The following is a 16,258-nucleotide window of genomic DNA, read 5'->3' on the forward strand; positions in this document are numbered from 1 at the left end:
GATCTTTCAGACGCGCTTGCCACGCTTCAGGCCTTTGTTTTTGCATGTCGTTATCGCAAAACCGCGGCACACTTTTGCGCGACATGCTCTAGTCAGGCCTTCTTCTCCCACCGCCCTTCCGGCGTCTGCTGCCAATAGGTGAGGTTATGCCCCTCGCCTTTCAGCTTCTTCCACTGGGCGCGCGCGCCTTCAAGTTGCTCCGGATCGTAACCGTCGAACATGAAGACGATGCGCTCATAATCCGCGACGGCCGGCGGCTCGGCACCGTCGACGATGAAGCGGACGGTGGCGGCATTCGGATTGTCAGGCGAAACGGTCAGGAGAACGGGCTGATCCTCGGCGAAATCGGCCTCGTCCGTACCATGCGGCAGGAAACTGTCCTCCCGATAGGTCCACAGATGCGCATCCAGCGTGTCACGCCGCGCGGCCTCCTTCATCTGGACGGCAACGCGCCAGCCGCGCTCGACACTCTTGTCGAGCAACGGCGGAAGCGCGTCTTCCAGTTTCGATTCGGTCAGATGGTAGAAGAGGATTTCCGTCATCGTGCTTCGTAGCTGGTGCGGACCAGCTCGTCGAGCAGGCGTACGCCATAGCCGGAGCCCCAGGACTGGTTGATCTCGTCCTGCACCGAGCCCATGGCCGTGCCGGCGATATCGAGATGCGCCCAGGGCGTATCCTGCACGAATCGCTTGAGGAAATGCGCTGCGGTGATGGAGCCGGCAAGGCGGCCGCCGGTATTCTTCATGTCGGCGAACTTGCTGTCGATCATCTTGTCATATTCCTTGCCGAGCGGCATGCGCCACAGCTTCTCGTTCGTCACGAGACCGGCCGAGGTCAGTTGCGCCGACAAAGGATCGTCATTTGAGAAGAGGCCCGCATGGCTATTGCCGAGGGCGACCAGGATCGCGCCTGTCAGCGTCGCGAGATTGATCATGAATTGCGGCTTGAAGCGGTCGTTGCAGTACCAGAGCGCATCGCAAAGCACCAGACGGCCTTCGGCATCGGTGTTGATCACCTCGATTGTCTGGCCGGACATCGAAGTGACGATGTCGCCCGGACGCTGGGCGTTGCCATCGGGCATGTTTTCCACAAGGCCGATGATGCCGACAGCATTGACCGCTGCTTTACGAGCGGCAAGCGTGTGCATCAGGCCGGTGACGGCTGCCGCACCGCCCATGTCGCCCTTCATGTCCTCCATGTTGGCGGCCGGCTTGATCGAGATGCCGCCTGTATCGAAGACCACGCCCTTGCCGATGAAGGCGATCGGCCGATCCTTGCTCTTACCGCCCTTCCACTGCATGACCGCAAGGCGCGGCGGACGGACGGAACCTTGGGCAACGCCGAGCAGCGCGCCCATGCCCAGACGGCGCATTTCGCGCTCGGTCAGGATTTCCACCTCGACGCCCAGCTTTTCCAACTCCTTGGCCTTGGCAGCAAATTCAACAGGGCCGAGAACATTCGGCGGTTCGTTGACCAGGTCGCGGGCGAGATTGACGCCGTCGGCGACAGCCTCGGCATCTGCAAAGGCCTTCTTGACCGCAGCCGCGTCGGCCGTGACGATCGTCACCTTGACCGACTTGCCCTGCTTCTCCTCGTCGTCATTCTTCTTCGTCTTATAGGTATCGAAGCTGTAGGCGCGCAGCAGCATGCCGAGAGCGAAATCCGCCGCAGCCTTGGTGCTGACTTCCACGCCTGGCGCATCGATGAAAACCGTCGCCTTCTCGGTATTCTTGATCCGCGAGGCCGCACTGCCGCCGGCCTTCAGCCAGTCATGACCGGTAAGCTCGGCTCCTTTGCCGAGACCGATGACGATGATGCGTTCGACGGGCGCGCCTTCCGGCGCCACCAGGTCGAGAGCGGCCATCGATTTTGCCGAGAAACGCGCAATCTTCGACGCCTTGGCGATCACACCCGCCGGATCGGCGATCTCAGCTCCGGCCGCTGTCTCCGCTTCGGAAGTCTTCAGAAGAATCGCGAGGCCGCCACTCAGCTTTGCCGATTTTGAGAATGAAATTTCGAATTTTGCAGACATGTGTTCTCCGATGGGATTCATGAAATCCGTTCCAGAGGGATAATTTCGCGTTTGCCGGGTCTGTCAATGGCCGGCGACAGTTGTTATGTTCCGCGCGGCCACCCGGCCAAATGGTTTTCGTCAGTTTCGTAGATGTTTGCGTTGACAGTTTTTTCGAAAAATCGATGGCGGGGCCTGGCAGTTCGCCTGCCGCAAACGGCATTCGGCGTGTTCGTGCTGCTCTTCTGGGTGTGGTGGCTGCTGCTTGCTCTCTTCCGCGCCTTTCCCGAGATAGACATTTATTTTTCCCAGCTTTTTTTCGTGCAGGCGGTCTGTGATGCATCGGCCCCCGCAACCGAGATCTGCGGCTCCTTCCCCTACCGGAGCGAGGCTATCCTCGGCCTCTTGCGCACGCTCTTCTTCTACGTTCCATATGTCGTGACCGCGGTGATGCTGTGGAAACTGGCGGAGTGCTACCAGCAGCATGGCGCGACGTTCAACGCGCCCCGCGCCCGTGATCTGAAGGTTGCGCTTGGCACGCTGCTGATCGGTCCCGTTCTCCTCGTCAATGTGATCCTCAAGGAACATTGGGGAAGGCCACGGCCAGTCCAGACGGATTTTTTCGGCGGTACGCTGCACTTTGCCGAGGCCGGTTCATTGGCCGGCAAGTGCGTCTCGAACTGTTCCTTCATTTCCGGCGAGGCTGCTAGCGCGGGCTGGTTGTTCTGCCTGCTGATCTTCGTTCCGAAATCGGTACGTTATGCGCTTGTGGCGCCCGTTGCCGCCGTTTCGATCCTGACCCCGGCGATGCGGCTTTCATTCGGCGCACATTATCTTTCCGACGTCGTGCTGGGGTGGCTGTCCTCAGTCGTTATATTCGCAGCGTTGATGGCACTCGCTGAGTCGCCACAGCGCCAAAAAAAATTCTGAAATTTGAATGAATTTTTGACACTGACTTGTCGCAAAACCGAGACAAACAGCGTAGAGGGAATCTCCTGTCGGCCAAATCGGCCTGCAGGTGCGTTCAAGGGCGGGCATGAAACTACTTGAGACATATATATTGCGGCGTGTTGGCCAGATGTTTCTTGTGGCCCTGCTCCCGGTGCTCGCGATCATCTGGACCACCCAGGTTCTGCAGCGAATCAACCTGGTGACCGATAGCGGCCAGTCGATCGGCTCCTTCGCCACGCTTGCGACGCTGATCCTGCCATCGATCATTCCCATCGTGCTGCCTTTCGCCCTTGTCATCGGTATTACCCAGACGCTGACGACGATGAACAACGATTCCGAGCTGACCGTGATCGATGCGGCAGGCGCCCGCCGGAGCATCCTGGCGCGGCCGATCCTGCTGCTCGCAATCCTCGTCAGCGTCTTCTCGTTCTTCGTCGACAATGTCGTCGAGCCGCGTGCGAAAACGGTTGTGCGGCAGATGATCGCCGCGACCTATGCCGATCTTCTTTCATCCGTGATCGAGGAAAAGACCTTCCGCAAGATCGACGAAGGCCTCTATGTGCAGATCTCGCAGCGGCTCGCCGGCCGCATGCTCAAAGGCCTCTTCGTCGCCGACGAGCGCGACCCGAATTACGAGCTCATCTACTATGCGCGAGAGGGCGCCGTGGATGATATTGGCACGTCGCTGATCATGCATGACGGCGAAGTCCATCGCAAAACGCCCGATGGCAACGTCTCGGTCATCAAGTTCGATTCCTATTCCTTCGACCTTTCGGACATGACGGGAAATAATGGACAGGCGACGCTTCGCGCCAGCGATCGCGATCTCGCCTTCCTGCTCAACCCCGATCCGAAAGACCCTGACTACATCGCCAAGCCCGACAGCTATACCGCCGAGCTGCATCGCCGCCTGACCGACTGGATGCTTCCTTTCGTTTTCGCGCTGTTCTCGCTTGCCATCGCCGGGGATGCGCGATCGCATCGCGAGGCACGCATGCATCCAATGATCGGCGCTCTAGGCCTCGCATTCGTATTGCGCTGGGCCGCATTTTACGTTGCCAACCAGATCGACAAGAGCACGATCTATATCCCGATCCTCTATGCGATTCCGATCGTGACCAGCCTTGTTTCGATTATTTTCCTGAACATGCATAAGCGGCTCGCCATGCCGCTTGTCGTCAGAAATCGCACCTCAACGATCTGGAAGCGCGCGCAGAAGCGGGTACTTGCCGCGACGAGCCGGACCGGCGGAGGTACGGCGCGATGATTTTCGGGACATTGTCGCGCTATTTTTTCCGCCGGTATGTCGTGACCACCATGTGGTTCCTGCTCGGCATGAGCGCCATCACTTTTCTGCTCGACTTCAGCGAGACGGCAAGCCGCATCTCCAACTTTCCCGGCTACACGCTGGGTGGTGCTGTGCTCCTCACCGCCGTTCGACTGCCACTGATCCTGCAGCAAACGATCCCCTTCGTGGCGCTGTTCGTCGGTATTACCGTGCTGATCGGGCTCAACCGGAAATATGAACTCGTCGTCACCCGTGCGGCCGGCATCTCGGTCTGGCAGTTCATGCTGCCCTTTATCGTCGGCTCGCTGATTCTCGGCGTGCTGACGGTGGTCGCGCTCAATCCGCTCGCCGCCTGGGGGCAGAGGCAGGCAACGCAATTCGAAACGGCCTGGCGCGGTCAGGACAATGCCATGATCAAGGCGCTGCAGGTTCCGTGGCTGCGCCAGATCAGCGGCCGGGACGATGTCATCATCGGCGCCAAGACCGTTCTGGAGAACGGCACGCTGCTCGTGGACGCGGTGCTTGTCCACTTCGATTCCACCGGTCAGGTCATTCTGAGGCAGGACGCCACGTCCGCCAAATTGGAAGATGGTTACTGGCAGCTTAACAACGTCGTGGAACGCAAGCCTGGGGAAATCCCGGTGCGTAAGGCTACGGAGCGGCTTCGTACCAATCTGAAGCAGGACTTCATCAAGGAGCGGCTGACAGCGCCGGAAACAATTGGTTTTTTTGACCTTTCCAACCGTATCGCTGCTGCCAAATCCTTCGGGATATCCACGAAGGCGCTTGAGACTCAATTCAACTCTCTGCTGTCGCAGCCGCTGCTCTTGGTGGCCATGACTCTCATTGCTGCAACAGTGTCTTTAAAATTTAGCCGGTTCAACCAATCACGCTCAGTGATTCTGGGTGGAATCCTTTCAGGCTTCATGCTTTATGTCGTCACCGTGCTTGTGAAAGCATTCGGAAGCAGCGGTGTCGTGCCGCCGTTTGTGGCGACTTGGATACCAGTGATCGTGGCGCTCGCTTTAGGAGCGACGATCCTGCTTCATCAGGAGGATGGCTAGTGGCGGTAGGCGACCGCAAGCAGTTTAGTAAACAGTTGGTTGCCCTGCTTCTAGGTGCGGCTCTGTGTTCCTATTTTGAGAGCGCTCCTCTGGCGTATGCCCAGGAGAACACTACAGGTATGCCTGCGATCGGCCAGAATATCTCGCCGGACGCAAAACTGATGCTGTCGGCAAACGAACTGGTCTATGACAAGGACCAGGAGATCGTCTCTGTCATCGGCGGCGTGCAGATCAATTACGGTGGTTACCGGATGGTAGCCCAGAAGGTCGACTATAACCAGAAGACCGGCCGCATGATGGCGACCGGTAACATCGAACTGGCGACCCCTGACGGTAACCGTATCTATGCCGACAGCCTCGATGTGACCGACAATTTCGCAGACGGCTTCATGAACGCGCTGCGAATCGAGACGAGCGACAATACGCGGCTTGTTGCCGAAACCGGCCAGAGAGTCGGCGGCACGCAGATGATTCTGAACAAAGGCGTCTATACCGCCTGTTTGCCTTGCGCCGAAAAGCCCGATCGCGCGCCCTTCTGGCAGGTCAAGGCAAAGCGCGTCATTCAGGACGGCGAGAAGCACACGATCCGGCTGGAACATGCCCGTTTCGAACTGCTCGGACAGCCGATCGCCTACGTTCCGTGGATCACGGTCCCTGACAATACCGTGAAGCGCAAGTCGGGCTTTCTGTTCCCGTCCATGAGCGTTTCGCAAAATCTCGGCTACGGTCTTTCCGTTCCATACTATTACGTCATTTCTCCGAGCTCGGATTTCACCGTTACGGGCACCGGCTATACGTCTCAGGGCTTCATGCTTGAGGGTGAATATCGCCGGCGCTTTGAAAACGGCACGCTGACCATGCACATTGCCGGCATCGACCAGATGAACCCCGGCAACTTCAGCACCGGCACAAGTGATGCCGAAGCCGAACAGCGCGGCATGGTCGCCTCGAGAGCAAACTTCAGCATCAATCCCCGCTGGACATTCGGCTGGGATGTGATGGCGCAGAGCGACAACAACTTCTCGCGCACTTACAGGATCCAGGGTTATTCCGGGACGCCCTACGCGAATAACGTGTACTTAACGGGTCTCGGTAAACGGAACTACTTCGACCTGAGAGCCTTCTATTTCGACGTACAGGATGCCGATCGCCACGACACGGCGGAAAAGCAGCAGGCGATCGTCTACCCGACGCTCGACTATCACTATGTCGCGCCGCAGCCACTTGCAGGCGGCGAGCTTTCCGCGGATGTCAATCTCACCAACATTTCGCGCACCCACGACGACTTTTATAATGTCGCAGGTTTCGACCGCTTCCGCGGCCTGGAGGGTCAGACGACCCGCTTGACCACGGAAGTGCAGTGGAAGCGCACCTACGTTACGCCGACCGGCCTGTTGATCACACCGTTGCTCGCAGCACGCGGCGATGCCTTCGCGCTCAACATGGACAGTCCTGTCGACGCCAACGGCATTCCGTATGCCGGCAATTATCTCGACGATAATGCGGCAACGCGCGGAATGGTCACGGCTGGGCTGGAAATGCGCTATCCGATCCTGTTCACAACCAGCAACAGCACGCATGTTCTGGAGCCGATCGCCCAGATCTATGCACGACCGGATGAACCGCTCGCCGGCCGCCTGCCGAACGAAGACGCCCAAAGCTTCGTTTTCGATGCGACCAATCTTTTCGACCGCGACCGATTCTCCGGCTACGACCGTATCGAAGGCGGGACGCGAGCGAATCTCGGCTTCCAGTACACCGGCACCTTCGACAGCGGCTATAAGCTGCACGGCATCTTCGGACAGTCCTATCAGCTCGCGGGTCAGAACTCGTTTGCGACCGACGACCTCGTGAATGTCGGAGCCGAGTCGGGCCTTGAGACCGACCGTTCCGACTATGTCGGCCTCGGCGGCATCGAAATGCCTTTCGGTCTTTCCGTTGCGGCATCTTACCGGTTGGACGAGAAGGATTTCTCGTTCAATCGCGGCGATCTGACCACGGCCTATCAGAACGATACCTTCTCGGGCCAGGTCACCTATACGCACGTTACCGCCCAGCCGGAATATGGCTTTGCCGAAGACAATGACGAGATTCAGACAAGCGCCAGGGTCAAGTTCAAGGATTACTGGTCGATCTTCGGCGGCATTGCCTGGGATCTGAACAATGATGTCGTCACCAGACGTACGCTCGGCATTTCCTATGAGGACGAGTGCACGATCTTCACGATCGCCTATGTGGATAGGCGTGATACGACGGATCAAACGGCAAGCGACTGGACAATCGCTGCCCGCCTGACCTTCCGCACGCTCGGCGATATCAGGCTTGGCACCGGTGACTCTGCAAACAGCCTCTGATGAAAGATGGACGGCCGGAAATCTCCGGCCGGGCCATTCTTTCGCCGTAAGCCTGTGCAGGACATTGCGACCAGTCGTTATGTGAGGCATAGGGAGTCGCGGAGCAAGAGATGCGATTTCCGCTGGTCTCAGTGTATATGGTAAGAACGCCGCGCGCTGGACCGTGCGGCGCTATCGGGAGGTCAACAGATGATTGACGCGAAGAAAACCGTAACCACGCTTATTGCAGGCGCAGCCTTCATGCTTGCTGCCTTCAGCACCCCTGTCTTCGCCGCCAGCGAAGTTAAGGCGGTGGTAAACGGTACCGCCATCACCAGCGGCGACGTTGCCAAGCGACAGGCCTTCATGCGCCTGCAGCGCCAGAAACCCGATGCGAAGGCCGCGGAAGAACAGCTTGTCGACGAGGCGTTAAAGCGGCAGGAAGTCTCCCGCGTGCGCATGTCCGTCTCGCAGGACGACGTCAACGCTTCCTTCGCCCGGTTTGCCTCCAGCAACAAGCTTTCCGTCGAGCAGATGGGGCAGATCCTCGACCGTGCCGGCGTCGGTGTCGATCATTTCAAGAGCTTCATTGCCGTGCAGATGAGCTGGCCGCGCGTCGTCAACGCGCGTTACGGCTCCAGTGCGCGCCTATCGAATTTCGACCTGGTCAACCGCATGATGCAGAACAACAAGCAGAAGCCGGTGACGACAGAATATATGCTGCAGCAGGTCATCTTCGTTGTTCCCGCATCCAAGCGCAACGCGATCACCGGCAAGCGCAAGAGCGAGGCCGAAGCGTCACGCTCCAAATATCCGGGCTGCGATCAGGCAAAGACTTTCGCCGCCACAATGCGGGACGTTTCGATCCGCGATCTCGGCCGCATGCTGGCCCCGGAAATTCCGGCGGACTGGAAGGATCTGGTCATAGGGGCCAAAGGCAATACCACGGCTACGCGTGTGACCGACAAGGGCGTGGAATATCTCGCGATCTGCAGCCAGCGCCAGGTTTCGGACGACCAGGCGGCCGAAATGGTGTTCCGTCAGGAAGACCTGGACAAGGCCAAATCGGACAAATCCGCGGCGCCGGAAAATGAAAACGCCTCCAAGTATCTGGATGAACTGCGTAAAAACGCGCAGATCATCTACCGTTGATCTTTTCATGGCGACACCGTTTTCGCGACCGCTTGCACTGACGCAGGGCGACCCCGCCGGCGTTGGGCCTGATATCACCCTCATGGCCTGGCTTCGCAGACGCGAGCTTGGATTGCCGCCATTCTTCCTGATCGGCGATCCCGATGTGCTTGCGATTCGGGCACGAAAACTCGGCCTTGATGTTCCCCTGCGCAGCATCGACAACACAGCCGAAAGTCTCGGTGCATTTGTGGACGCGCTACCGGTCATACCGATACCGGCTGGCATCGATGTTGCCGCCGGAGAGCCGCATGTCGCAACGGCAAAGGGCACGATCGCCTCGATCGAAGCCGCTGTAGCGCTCGTCATGCAGGGCGAGGCGCTTGCGGTCGTCACCAATCCAATCGCCAAGTCGGTGCTCTACGAGGCGGGGTTCAAGTTTCCAGGTCATACGGAATTTCTTGCCGATCTCGCCATGCATGCGACCGGTCAGTCGATCATGCCGGTCATGATGCTCGCCGGACCGAAACTGCGCGCTATTCCTGTCACGATCCACATTCCGCTCAAGGATGTGCCACAGGCGTTGACGCTCGGCCTGATCGTTGAAACCTGCCGGATCGCAGACAGGGATCTGAAGCAGCGGTTCGGAATCGACTCTCCACGCCTGGCCATTGCTGGGCTCAATCCGCATGCGGGCGAAGGCGGTGCGATCGGCAACGAGGATGAGACCATCATCCATCCGGCGGTTCAGGTCCTTCGTGACGAAGGTATCGATGCGATTGGGCCCCTCCCCGCCGACACGATGTTCCATGACGAGGCGCGCACGCGTTATGACGTTGCCGTCTGCATGTATCACGATCAGGCGCTGATCCCGGCCAAGGCGCTCGGCTTCGACGATTCCGTAAATGTGACGCTCGGCCTTCCTTTCGTGCGCAGCTCTCCCGACCACGGCACCGCCTTCGGCGTTGCCGGCAAGGGGCTTGCACGCGAGACGAGCCTCGTTGCTGCGCTCAAGCTCGGCGCTCAGCTTGGACGTACTGCGGAAAGCCATCTTTGATGGCTGCACTCGACGGTCTGCCGCCGCTTCGCGAGGTTATCCAGCGTCATGGGCTCGATGCGCGCAAGGCGCTCGGGCAGAACTTCCTGCTTGATCTCAACCTGACGCAGAAGGTCGCTCGCACTGCAGGTGCGCTTGAAAATACGACCGTCTTCGAAGTCGGCCCCGGGCCCGGTGGCTTGACGCGCGCCATCCTGGCGCTCGGTGCGAAGAAGGTCATCGCGGTCGAGCGCGATGCACGCTGCCTGCCGGCTCTCGCTGAGATCGCCGACCATTATCCCGGTCGGCTGGAGGTCATCGAAGGCGATGCGCTGAAGACGGATTTCGAAGGAATGGCGCCGGAAGGCCCCGTCAAGATCATCTCTAACCTGCCCTACAATGTCGGTACGCAATTGCTTGTGAACTGGCTGCTGCCGAAGGCATGGCCGCCCTTCTGGCAATCTCTGACACTGATGTTCCAGAAAGAAGTCGGCGAGCGGATCGTCGCTTCGGAGGACGACGATCACTATGGCCGTCTCGGCGTGCTCGCGGGCTGGCGCACCGATGCCCGTATGGCATTCGATATTCCGCCACAGGCTTTCACGCCGCCGCCGAAGGTCACGTCGACGGTGGTCCACCTGACGCCGATCGAGAAACCCATCCCCTGCTCTGTCGCCAATCTGGAGAAGGTGACGCAAGCCGCCTTCGGCCAGCGCCGCAAGATGCTGCGCCAGAGCCTGAAGCCGATCGGCGGCGAAACTCTGCTTAACAAAGCTGGTATCGATCCGGCTCGACGCGCGGAGACCCTATCCGTGGAAGAATTCTGCCGCTTGGCGAACAGTCTTTAGAGCATTTCACGCAATTCCGGACGCAAAACCGCTTCACACTTTTGCTGGGATTGCTCTAAAGAACCGGCGTCTCTTCCAGCAATTCGCGGACGAAATCGAACATGCCATGGCGGCGGTCGCGGCGCAGCCGCTCGGCCTTGACGATCGACTGCACAGCGTCGAATGCGGCGTTCAGGTCGTCATTGATGATGACGTAGTCATATTCGCGCCAGTGGGCGATCTCAGCGCGGGAGTTTGCGAGGCGCGTCTGGATGACCTCCTCGGAATCCTCAGCGCGGCGATGAAGGCGAGACTGCAACTCGGTCATAGTCGGCGGCAGCACGAATATCGACACGACGTCAGCCTGCATCTTCTGCTGCAATTGTTGGGCACCCTGCCAGTCGATATCGAACAGCATATCGCGGCCTTCGGACATGGCCTGCTCGACGGGCTCGCGAGGCGTGCCGTAGAAATTGCCGTGAACCTCGGCCCATTCCAGCAGGGAATCAGAATCGCGCAGCCGCTCGAATTCACGCACGCTCTTGAAATGATAGTGCACGCCTTCCACTTCGCTCGGACGACGCTGGCGGGTCGTGACGCTGACGGAAAGACCGATCTGCCTGTCCGTTTCCAAGAGCGTACGCGCGATGGTGGATTTACCGGCACCCGAAGGCGACGAGATGACCAGCATCAGACCGCGACGGGCGATCTGGATGGGCGAGGTTTTCGCCGGGCTCATGTCCTACTCCAAATTCTGGACCTGCTCGCGGAACTGATCGATCACCACCTTCAGCTCAATTCCTGCCGCGGTGACGGCCGAAGCGTTCGACTTCGAGCAGATGGTATTCGATTCTCGGTTAAATTCCTGTGCAAGGAAATCGAGCTTTCGTCCGACGGGGCCGCCCTTCGCCAAAAGATCGCGGGCGGCGGCGACATGAGCCTTCAGCCGGTCGATCTCTTCGCGCAGATCCGCCTTGGTGGCGAGCAGCGCTGCTTCGGCGTGCAGTCGGTCGCGGTCAAGCGCGCCGGTGCCTTCCATGAGCAGCGCGACCTGTGCGGAGAGCCTTGCCGCGATCTCCTGCGGCGAGCGGGAGGGATCGGCCTCGATCGTGCTCGTCAGCCCTTCGATCGTCGCGATATGGCCGAGAAGCACGCGTGTGAGTGCTGCTCCCTCCTGCTCACGCATGGTCTTGAGATCGGCAAGAGCAGCCGTCACTCCTGCCAGGATATCGGCGTCGCGGGCGGCAACCGTCTCTTCGCTGTCCTGCGTCTCGCGGAAATCGACAAGACCACGGATGGAAAGCAGCGTGTCGAGCCTCAGCGGCGCCGGATCGATCAGACCCTCCAGCTTGTCGCGCATGGCGAGAACGGCAGCAAAGGCGTCCTGATTGAGCACGGCTTCAAGCTGGCCTTCACCTGAATTCAGGGACAGTGTGGCCTGCAGATTGCCGCGGCTGAAATTCTCGCCTGCAATGCGGCGAACATCCGGTTCGAGGCGCTCCAGGCCGGGTGGCAGACGAAGGCGGAGATCGAGCCCCTTGCCGTTGACCGAACGCAGTTCCCATGCCCAGCGCCAGCGGCCGGTCGTTCCCTCGCGCCGCGCAAAACCGGTCATGGACTGCAATGCCATCGAAGGGCCTCCCGATATCAGTTGATCTTCTTTTTCTTCGGCGGAACCACCGATGTATTGTCCGCAGGCTGGTCTTCCGGCTGACCGTCAACGGCAATTTCGGGATCCGCGCCCTTGTCCGCCTCCAGCTTGCGCCAGCGCTTGACGTTGGCGTTGTGATCATCGAGCGTCGCCGCGAAAACGTGACCGCCGGTGCCATCGGCGACGAAATAGAGGTCCTGCGTCTTCCAGGGATTGGCGACGGCTTCCAGCGCGTCCTTGCCTGGATTAGCGATCGGCGTCGGCGGCAGGCCCTTGATGACGTAAGTGTTGTACGGCGTCTCTTTCTTCAGATCGGATTGGTAAATCGGCCGGTCGGAAGGTTTGCCCTCGCCGCCGAAGAGACCATAGATGATCGTCGGATCGGACTGCAGGCGCATGCCCTTGCCGAGACGGTTCAGGAAGACGGAAGCGACATGGGCGCGCTCATCCGGCACACCTGTCTCCTTCTCGACGATCGAGGCGAGGGTGACGAATTCTTCCTTGCTCTTCAGGAGCGGGGAAGGATCGCGCCGTTCCCAAATCTGGTCGACCAGCTTCTGCTGGGCGGCGGCCATCTGGTCGATGATCTCGGAACGCTTGGTGCCGCGCGAGAACTTGTAGGTATCGGGCCGCAGGCTGCCTTCCGAAGGAAGAGCCGCCGGCAGGTCGCCTTCGAGGACCGGATCATCCAGCATGCGATCGAACATCTGCCGCACCGTCAGCCCCTCGGGGAAGGAGACGGAATAGAGGATGGATTTTCCAGATTTCAGGAGCTCCATGATCTCGTTCATGGATGCATGCGCCTTGATCTCGTATTCACCGGCCTTGAGGCTCTCGCCGGCGTTGAGATGGGTCGCCGTCAGATAACGAAAGACGCGGGCATCCGAAATGATGAGATTGCGCTCGAGGTTCGTGGCGATTTCCGCAAGGCCTGCGCCGTTGCGGATGATGAAGTTGGTGTTCGTCTGCAGCGGACCGGGGCTCTGATAAGCCGTGATGGCGTAGTAGAAGCCGATGAGGCCGGCGATGCAGACGACCACGGCCATGGTCATCACGAAATTCAGGAAGAGGATGACCTGGCTGCGGGCATTCCTGGAGCGCTTCGGCGGCTCGGGAACACGTTCCGGCCGCAGGGCTTCGCTCGGCGACTTCGGGATGATCGGTCCCTTCTGCGCCGGCTGGCCGTTGTCGCTGCTCTGGTTGGTCGTATCGCTCACCGGCAATCCTCTAAAACTTGGCCCCCGCTTCGCTATTTCGCGAAGTAATGCGGCAAAAACAGGTTCTGCCGCGCGTCATGGCGCCGTTTGACGTTCGCCCGTGCTCGTGAACCGCCTGTTACCCGACGTAGCGGCGCAGCACGAGCGATGCATTCGTGCCGCCGAATCCGAACGAGTTGGATAGCGCCACGTTAATTTCTCGCTCACGAGCCTTGTGCGGAACAAGATCGATTGCGGTCTCCCGCTCAGGATTGTCGAGATTGAGCGTCGGAGGGGCGATGTTATCCCGGATTGCGAGGGTCGTGAAGATCGCCTCGATGGCACCGGCAGCACCCAAGAGATGGCCGGTCGCAGATTTGGTCGACGACATGGAGATCTTTGACGCCGCATTGCCGACGAGACGCTCGACAGCACCAAGTTCGATCGTGTCAGCCATGGTCGAAGTGCCATGGGCGTTGATGTAGTCGACATCGGCAGGCGTCAAGCCGGCGCGCTTAAGTGCCATGGTCATGCAGCGGAACGCGCCGTCGCCGTCTTCCGACGGCGCGGTGATGTGGAAGGCATCGCCGGAAAGGCCGTAGCCGACCACTTCGGCGTAGATCTTGGCGCCGCGTGCCAGCGCATGGTCCAGCTCTTCGAGAACCACGATGCCGGCGCCCTCGCCCATGACGAAACCGTCACGGTCCTTGTCGTAGGGGCGCGACGCCTTCTGCGGGTCGTCATTGTGCTGCGTCGATAACGCCTTGCAGGCGGCAAAACCGGCAAGCGAGATGCGGCTGACGGGCGATTCCGTGCCCCCGGCAACCATGACATCGGCATCGCCGAGTGCGATCAGCCGAGCTGCATCGCCGATCGCATGCGCGCCGGTAGAACAGGCAGTGACGACCGAATGATTGGGACCGCGCAGCTTGTGGCGAATGGAAACCTGCCCGGACACGAGATTGATCAGACGGCCAGGAATGAAGAATGGAGAGATGCGGCGCGGGCCCTTGTCGCGCAGCGTATAGCCGGCTTCGACAATGCCTTCGATGCCGCCGATGCCCGAGCCGATCAGCACGCCGGTGGCGATCTGATCTTCATCTGCCTCAGGGTGCCAATTTGCGTCGTTCAGCGCCATTTCGGCTGCTGCCATGCCGTAAATGATGAAGGGATCGACCTTGCGCTGTTCCTTCGGCTCCATCCAGTCGTCGGCATTGAACGTGCCTTCGGAACCGTCACCGACGGGAATGCGGCAAGCAATCTTTGCGGGGAGATCTTCGACCTCGAACTCGGTCACGAGGCGGGCACCGTTTACGCTCGCAAGCAGGCGGGACCAGGTAATTTCCGTTCCGCACCCCAAGGGCGATACCATGCCGGTACCTGTAATGACGACCCTTCTCATCGACTGCTTTCCCCCGTCTATTATGTTTTATGGAGAAACATGCTCAAAAGAAAAGGGCGGACTCTTGGCCCGCCCTTTCTCGAATGCACAGAATCAGGCCTGAGCCTTCTCAATAAACTTCACGGCATCGCCGACCGTCAGGATCGAGTCAGCGGCATCGTCGGGAATTTCGACGCCGAATTCTTCTTCGAAAGCCATGACCAGTTCGACCGTGTCGAGCGAGTCAGCGCCCAGATCGTCGATAAAGCTGGCGCTCTCGACAACCTTGTCGGCATCGACGCCAAGATGATCAATAACAATTTTCTTTACGCGTTCTGCGATATCGCTCATGTCGGTTTCCTCGACCTTATGTCCTGATCGGAATGTCTTTCTGACACCCCACCCTGTTTCAGCCTGCGATGCTTTCAGACATCCTCGGCAAACTCGTTTACCCGGCTTTAGAGAAGTCCCAGGCTTGCGAAAAGCCCGCCGGTCCGTCTGCTTTTTTCGGGACGACTGTTGACAGTCATGGCCCGCTTAACATGCTTTAAGTCTGCCGCAAAGCCAGAAAATCAACCGTTCGTGATTGCTCAACACGCTATTGGGTGAAATTGGCGGCCGCGGCAGCTAATCGTTTCAGATCATGGCCATGCCGCCGTTTACGTGCAGCGTCTGGCCCGTCATATAGGCCGCTTCCGAGGAGGCCAGATAGACGACGGCAGAGGCCACTTCGGCGCCGGTTCCCATGCGCTTCATGGGGATCGCACCCATGATCGTTTCCTTCTGCTTATCGTTCAGCTTGCCGGTCATGGCGCTTTCGATAAAGCCCGGAGCGACGCAGTTGACTGTCACGTTGCGGGTGGCGATTTCCTGGGCCAGCGACTTAGAGAAACCGATCATGCCGGCCTTGGAAGCGCAGTAGTTCGCCTGTCCCGGATTGCCGGTCACGCCAACGATTGAGGTGATGTTGATGATGCGGCCGTAACGGCGGCGCATCATCGGATGGGTGAGCTCTCGCGTCAGGCGGAAGGTCGCCGTCAGGTTCACTTCGAGAACGGCATCCCAGTCCTCGTCGCTCATGCGCACGAAGAGACCGTCCTTGGTGATGCCGGCGTTGTTGACCAGGATATCGACACCTTCGAGATCGGCTTCCGCCTTCTGGCCGAGAGCCTTGACCTCGTCGCGATCCGACAGGTTCGCCGGGAAGATCTTCACGCGGTCACCGAGTTCGTTTGCCAAAGCCTCGAGCTTTTCGACGCGGGTACCGTGCAGGCCGACAATGGCGCCCTGCTTATGGAGAAGGCGGGCGATTTCTTCGCCAATGCCGCCCGATGCGCCGGTGACGAGAGCCTTGCGGCCGGAAAGATCGAACATGGGAACGTTCCTTAT

Annotated in this window: 14 protein-coding genes and 1 pseudogene; 7 read left to right on the forward strand and 8 right to left on the reverse strand. The window is 59.5% G+C overall.

Going from position 1 to position 16,258, the window contains the following annotated elements; genetic code table 11:
* Window positions 1–92 precede the first annotated feature (92 nt).
* Both AC1DNW_RS02535 and AC1DNW_RS02540 read right to left on the reverse strand, forming a co-directional pair.
* A complete protein-coding gene (locus AC1DNW_RS02535; RefSeq protein ID WP_113311631.1) occupies window positions 93–542 on the reverse strand; it encodes a DNA polymerase III subunit chi in 450 nt (149 codons plus the stop codon).
* Window positions 539–2,032, reverse strand: coding sequence for a leucyl aminopeptidase (locus AC1DNW_RS02540; protein ID WP_113311632.1), 1,494 nt, complete (start codon window positions 2,030–2,032; stop codon window positions 539–541). The genes AC1DNW_RS02535 and AC1DNW_RS02540 overlap by 4 nt, the downstream gene beginning before the upstream one ends.
* 141 nt (window positions 2,033–2,173) lie before the next feature.
* On the opposite strand from AC1DNW_RS02540, the pseudogene AC1DNW_RS02545 reads away from it, so the two are divergent.
* From AC1DNW_RS02545 to rsmA, 7 genes and pseudogenes are all read left to right on the forward strand, one after another.
* A pseudogene (locus tag AC1DNW_RS02545) lies at window positions 2,174–2,948 on the forward strand (phosphatase PAP2 family protein).
* Window positions 2,949–3,047: 99 nt separating this feature from the next.
* Window positions 3,048–4,229: an LptF/LptG family permease gene (locus AC1DNW_RS02550; RefSeq protein WP_113311634.1), complete on the forward strand. Its 1,182-nt coding sequence runs from the start codon at window positions 3,048–3,050 to the stop codon at window positions 4,227–4,229.
* A complete protein-coding gene (gene lptG / locus AC1DNW_RS02555) occupies window positions 4,226–5,314 on the forward strand; it encodes an LPS export ABC transporter permease LptG (protein WP_113311635.1) in 1,089 nt (362 codons plus the stop codon). Before AC1DNW_RS02550 ends, lptG begins: the two co-directional genes overlap by 4 nt.
* Complete coding sequence (locus AC1DNW_RS02560) at window positions 5,314–7,668, forward strand: LPS-assembly protein LptD (protein WP_113311636.1); 2,355 nt, start codon at window positions 5,314–5,316, stop codon at window positions 7,666–7,668. The genes lptG and AC1DNW_RS02560 overlap by 1 nt, the downstream gene beginning before the upstream one ends.
* 189 nt (window positions 7,669–7,857) lie before the next feature.
* Window positions 7,858–8,799 (forward strand): peptidylprolyl isomerase, encoded by a 942-nt coding sequence (locus tag AC1DNW_RS02565; protein ID WP_113295244.1) that lies wholly within the window; start codon window positions 7,858–7,860, stop codon window positions 8,797–8,799.
* A 7-nt stretch (window positions 8,800–8,806) separates the two neighbouring features.
* On the forward strand, window positions 8,807–9,835 hold the full coding sequence (gene pdxA / locus AC1DNW_RS02570) for a 4-hydroxythreonine-4-phosphate dehydrogenase PdxA (protein ID WP_113311637.1): 1,029 nt from the start codon (window positions 8,807–8,809) through the stop codon (window positions 9,833–9,835).
* Complete coding sequence (gene rsmA / locus AC1DNW_RS02575) at window positions 9,835–10,662, forward strand: 16S rRNA (adenine(1518)-N(6)/adenine(1519)-N(6))-dimethyltransferase RsmA (protein ID WP_113311638.1); 828 nt, start codon at window positions 9,835–9,837, stop codon at window positions 10,660–10,662. The genes pdxA and rsmA overlap by 1 nt, the downstream gene beginning before the upstream one ends.
* A 55-nt stretch (window positions 10,663–10,717) precedes the next feature.
* Here the strand turns inward: rsmA and gmk are convergent, their stop codons facing one another.
* The 6 genes from gmk to fabG all read right to left on the reverse strand — a co-directional run bounded on the left by gmk (window position 10,718) and on the right by fabG (window position 16,243).
* Window positions 10,718–11,380, reverse strand: coding sequence for a guanylate kinase (gene gmk / locus AC1DNW_RS02580; RefSeq protein WP_113295241.1), 663 nt, complete (start codon window positions 11,378–11,380; stop codon window positions 10,718–10,720).
* A 3-nt stretch (window positions 11,381–11,383) separates the two neighbouring features.
* Window positions 11,384–12,271 (reverse strand): YicC/YloC family endoribonuclease, encoded by an 888-nt coding sequence (locus AC1DNW_RS02585; RefSeq protein ID WP_113311639.1) that lies wholly within the window; start codon window positions 12,269–12,271, stop codon window positions 11,384–11,386.
* 17 nt (window positions 12,272–12,288) lie between these two features.
* Window positions 12,289–13,509, reverse strand: coding sequence for an endolytic transglycosylase MltG (gene mltG, locus AC1DNW_RS02590; protein WP_113311652.1), 1,221 nt, complete (start codon window positions 13,507–13,509; stop codon window positions 12,289–12,291).
* 118 nt (window positions 13,510–13,627) lie between these two features.
* Window positions 13,628–14,890 carry a beta-ketoacyl-ACP synthase II gene (gene fabF / locus AC1DNW_RS02595; RefSeq protein WP_113509083.1) on the reverse strand — a complete coding sequence of 421 codons (1,263 nt, stop codon included), beginning with the start codon at window positions 14,888–14,890 and terminating at the stop codon, window positions 13,628–13,630.
* Window positions 14,891–14,983: 93 nt separating this feature from the next.
* The gene (locus tag AC1DNW_RS02600; protein ID WP_003547058.1) at window positions 14,984–15,220 is read right to left on the reverse strand and encodes an acyl carrier protein; all 237 of its coding nucleotides are present in this window, start codon (window positions 15,218–15,220) and stop codon (window positions 14,984–14,986) included.
* A 285-nt stretch (window positions 15,221–15,505) separates the two neighbouring features.
* The gene (gene fabG, locus AC1DNW_RS02605) at window positions 15,506–16,243 is read right to left on the reverse strand and encodes a 3-oxoacyl-[acyl-carrier-protein] reductase (protein WP_113311640.1); all 738 of its coding nucleotides are present in this window, start codon (window positions 16,241–16,243) and stop codon (window positions 15,506–15,508) included.
* Between the last annotated feature and the right edge of the window lie 15 nt (window positions 16,244–16,258).

The organism is Rhizobium sp. 05L429, assembly GCF_056397645.1.

Excerpts from the sequence above, each read along its gene's own strand:
- AC1DNW_RS02540 (WP_113311632.1), bottom strand. The coding sequence starts at position 2,032 with ATGTCTGCAAAATTCGAAATTTCATTCTCAAAATCGGCAAAGCTGAGT.
- pdxA (WP_113311637.1), top strand. The coding sequence starts at position 8,807 with ATGGCGACACCGTTTTCGCGACCGCTTGCACTGACGCAGGGCGACCCC.
- AC1DNW_RS02565 (WP_113295244.1), top strand. The coding sequence starts at position 7,858 with ATGATTGACGCGAAGAAAACCGTAACCACGCTTATTGCAGGCGCAGCC.
- rsmA (WP_113311638.1), top strand. The coding sequence starts at position 9,835 with ATGGCTGCACTCGACGGTCTGCCGCCGCTTCGCGAGGTTATCCAGCGT.
- lptG (WP_113311635.1), top strand. The coding sequence starts at position 4,226 with ATGATTTTCGGGACATTGTCGCGCTATTTTTTCCGCCGGTATGTCGTG.
- gmk (WP_113295241.1), bottom strand. The coding sequence starts at position 11,380 with ATGAGCCCGGCGAAAACCTCGCCCATCCAGATCGCCCGTCGCGGTCTG.
- AC1DNW_RS02535 (WP_113311631.1), bottom strand. The coding sequence starts at position 542 with ATGACGGAAATCCTCTTCTACCATCTGACCGAATCGAAACTGGAAGAC.
- AC1DNW_RS02585 (WP_113311639.1), bottom strand. The coding sequence starts at position 12,271 with ATGGCATTGCAGTCCATGACCGGTTTTGCGCGGCGCGAGGGAACGACC.
- fabF (WP_113509083.1), bottom strand. The coding sequence starts at position 14,890 with ATGAGAAGGGTCGTCATTACAGGTACCGGCATGGTATCGCCCTTGGGG.
- fabG (WP_113311640.1), bottom strand. The coding sequence starts at position 16,243 with ATGTTCGATCTTTCCGGCCGCAAGGCTCTCGTCACCGGCGCATCGGGC.
- AC1DNW_RS02600 (WP_003547058.1), bottom strand. The coding sequence starts at position 15,220 with ATGAGCGATATCGCAGAACGCGTAAAGAAAATTGTTATTGATCATCTT.
- AC1DNW_RS02550 (WP_113311634.1), top strand. The coding sequence starts at position 3,048 with ATGAAACTACTTGAGACATATATATTGCGGCGTGTTGGCCAGATGTTT.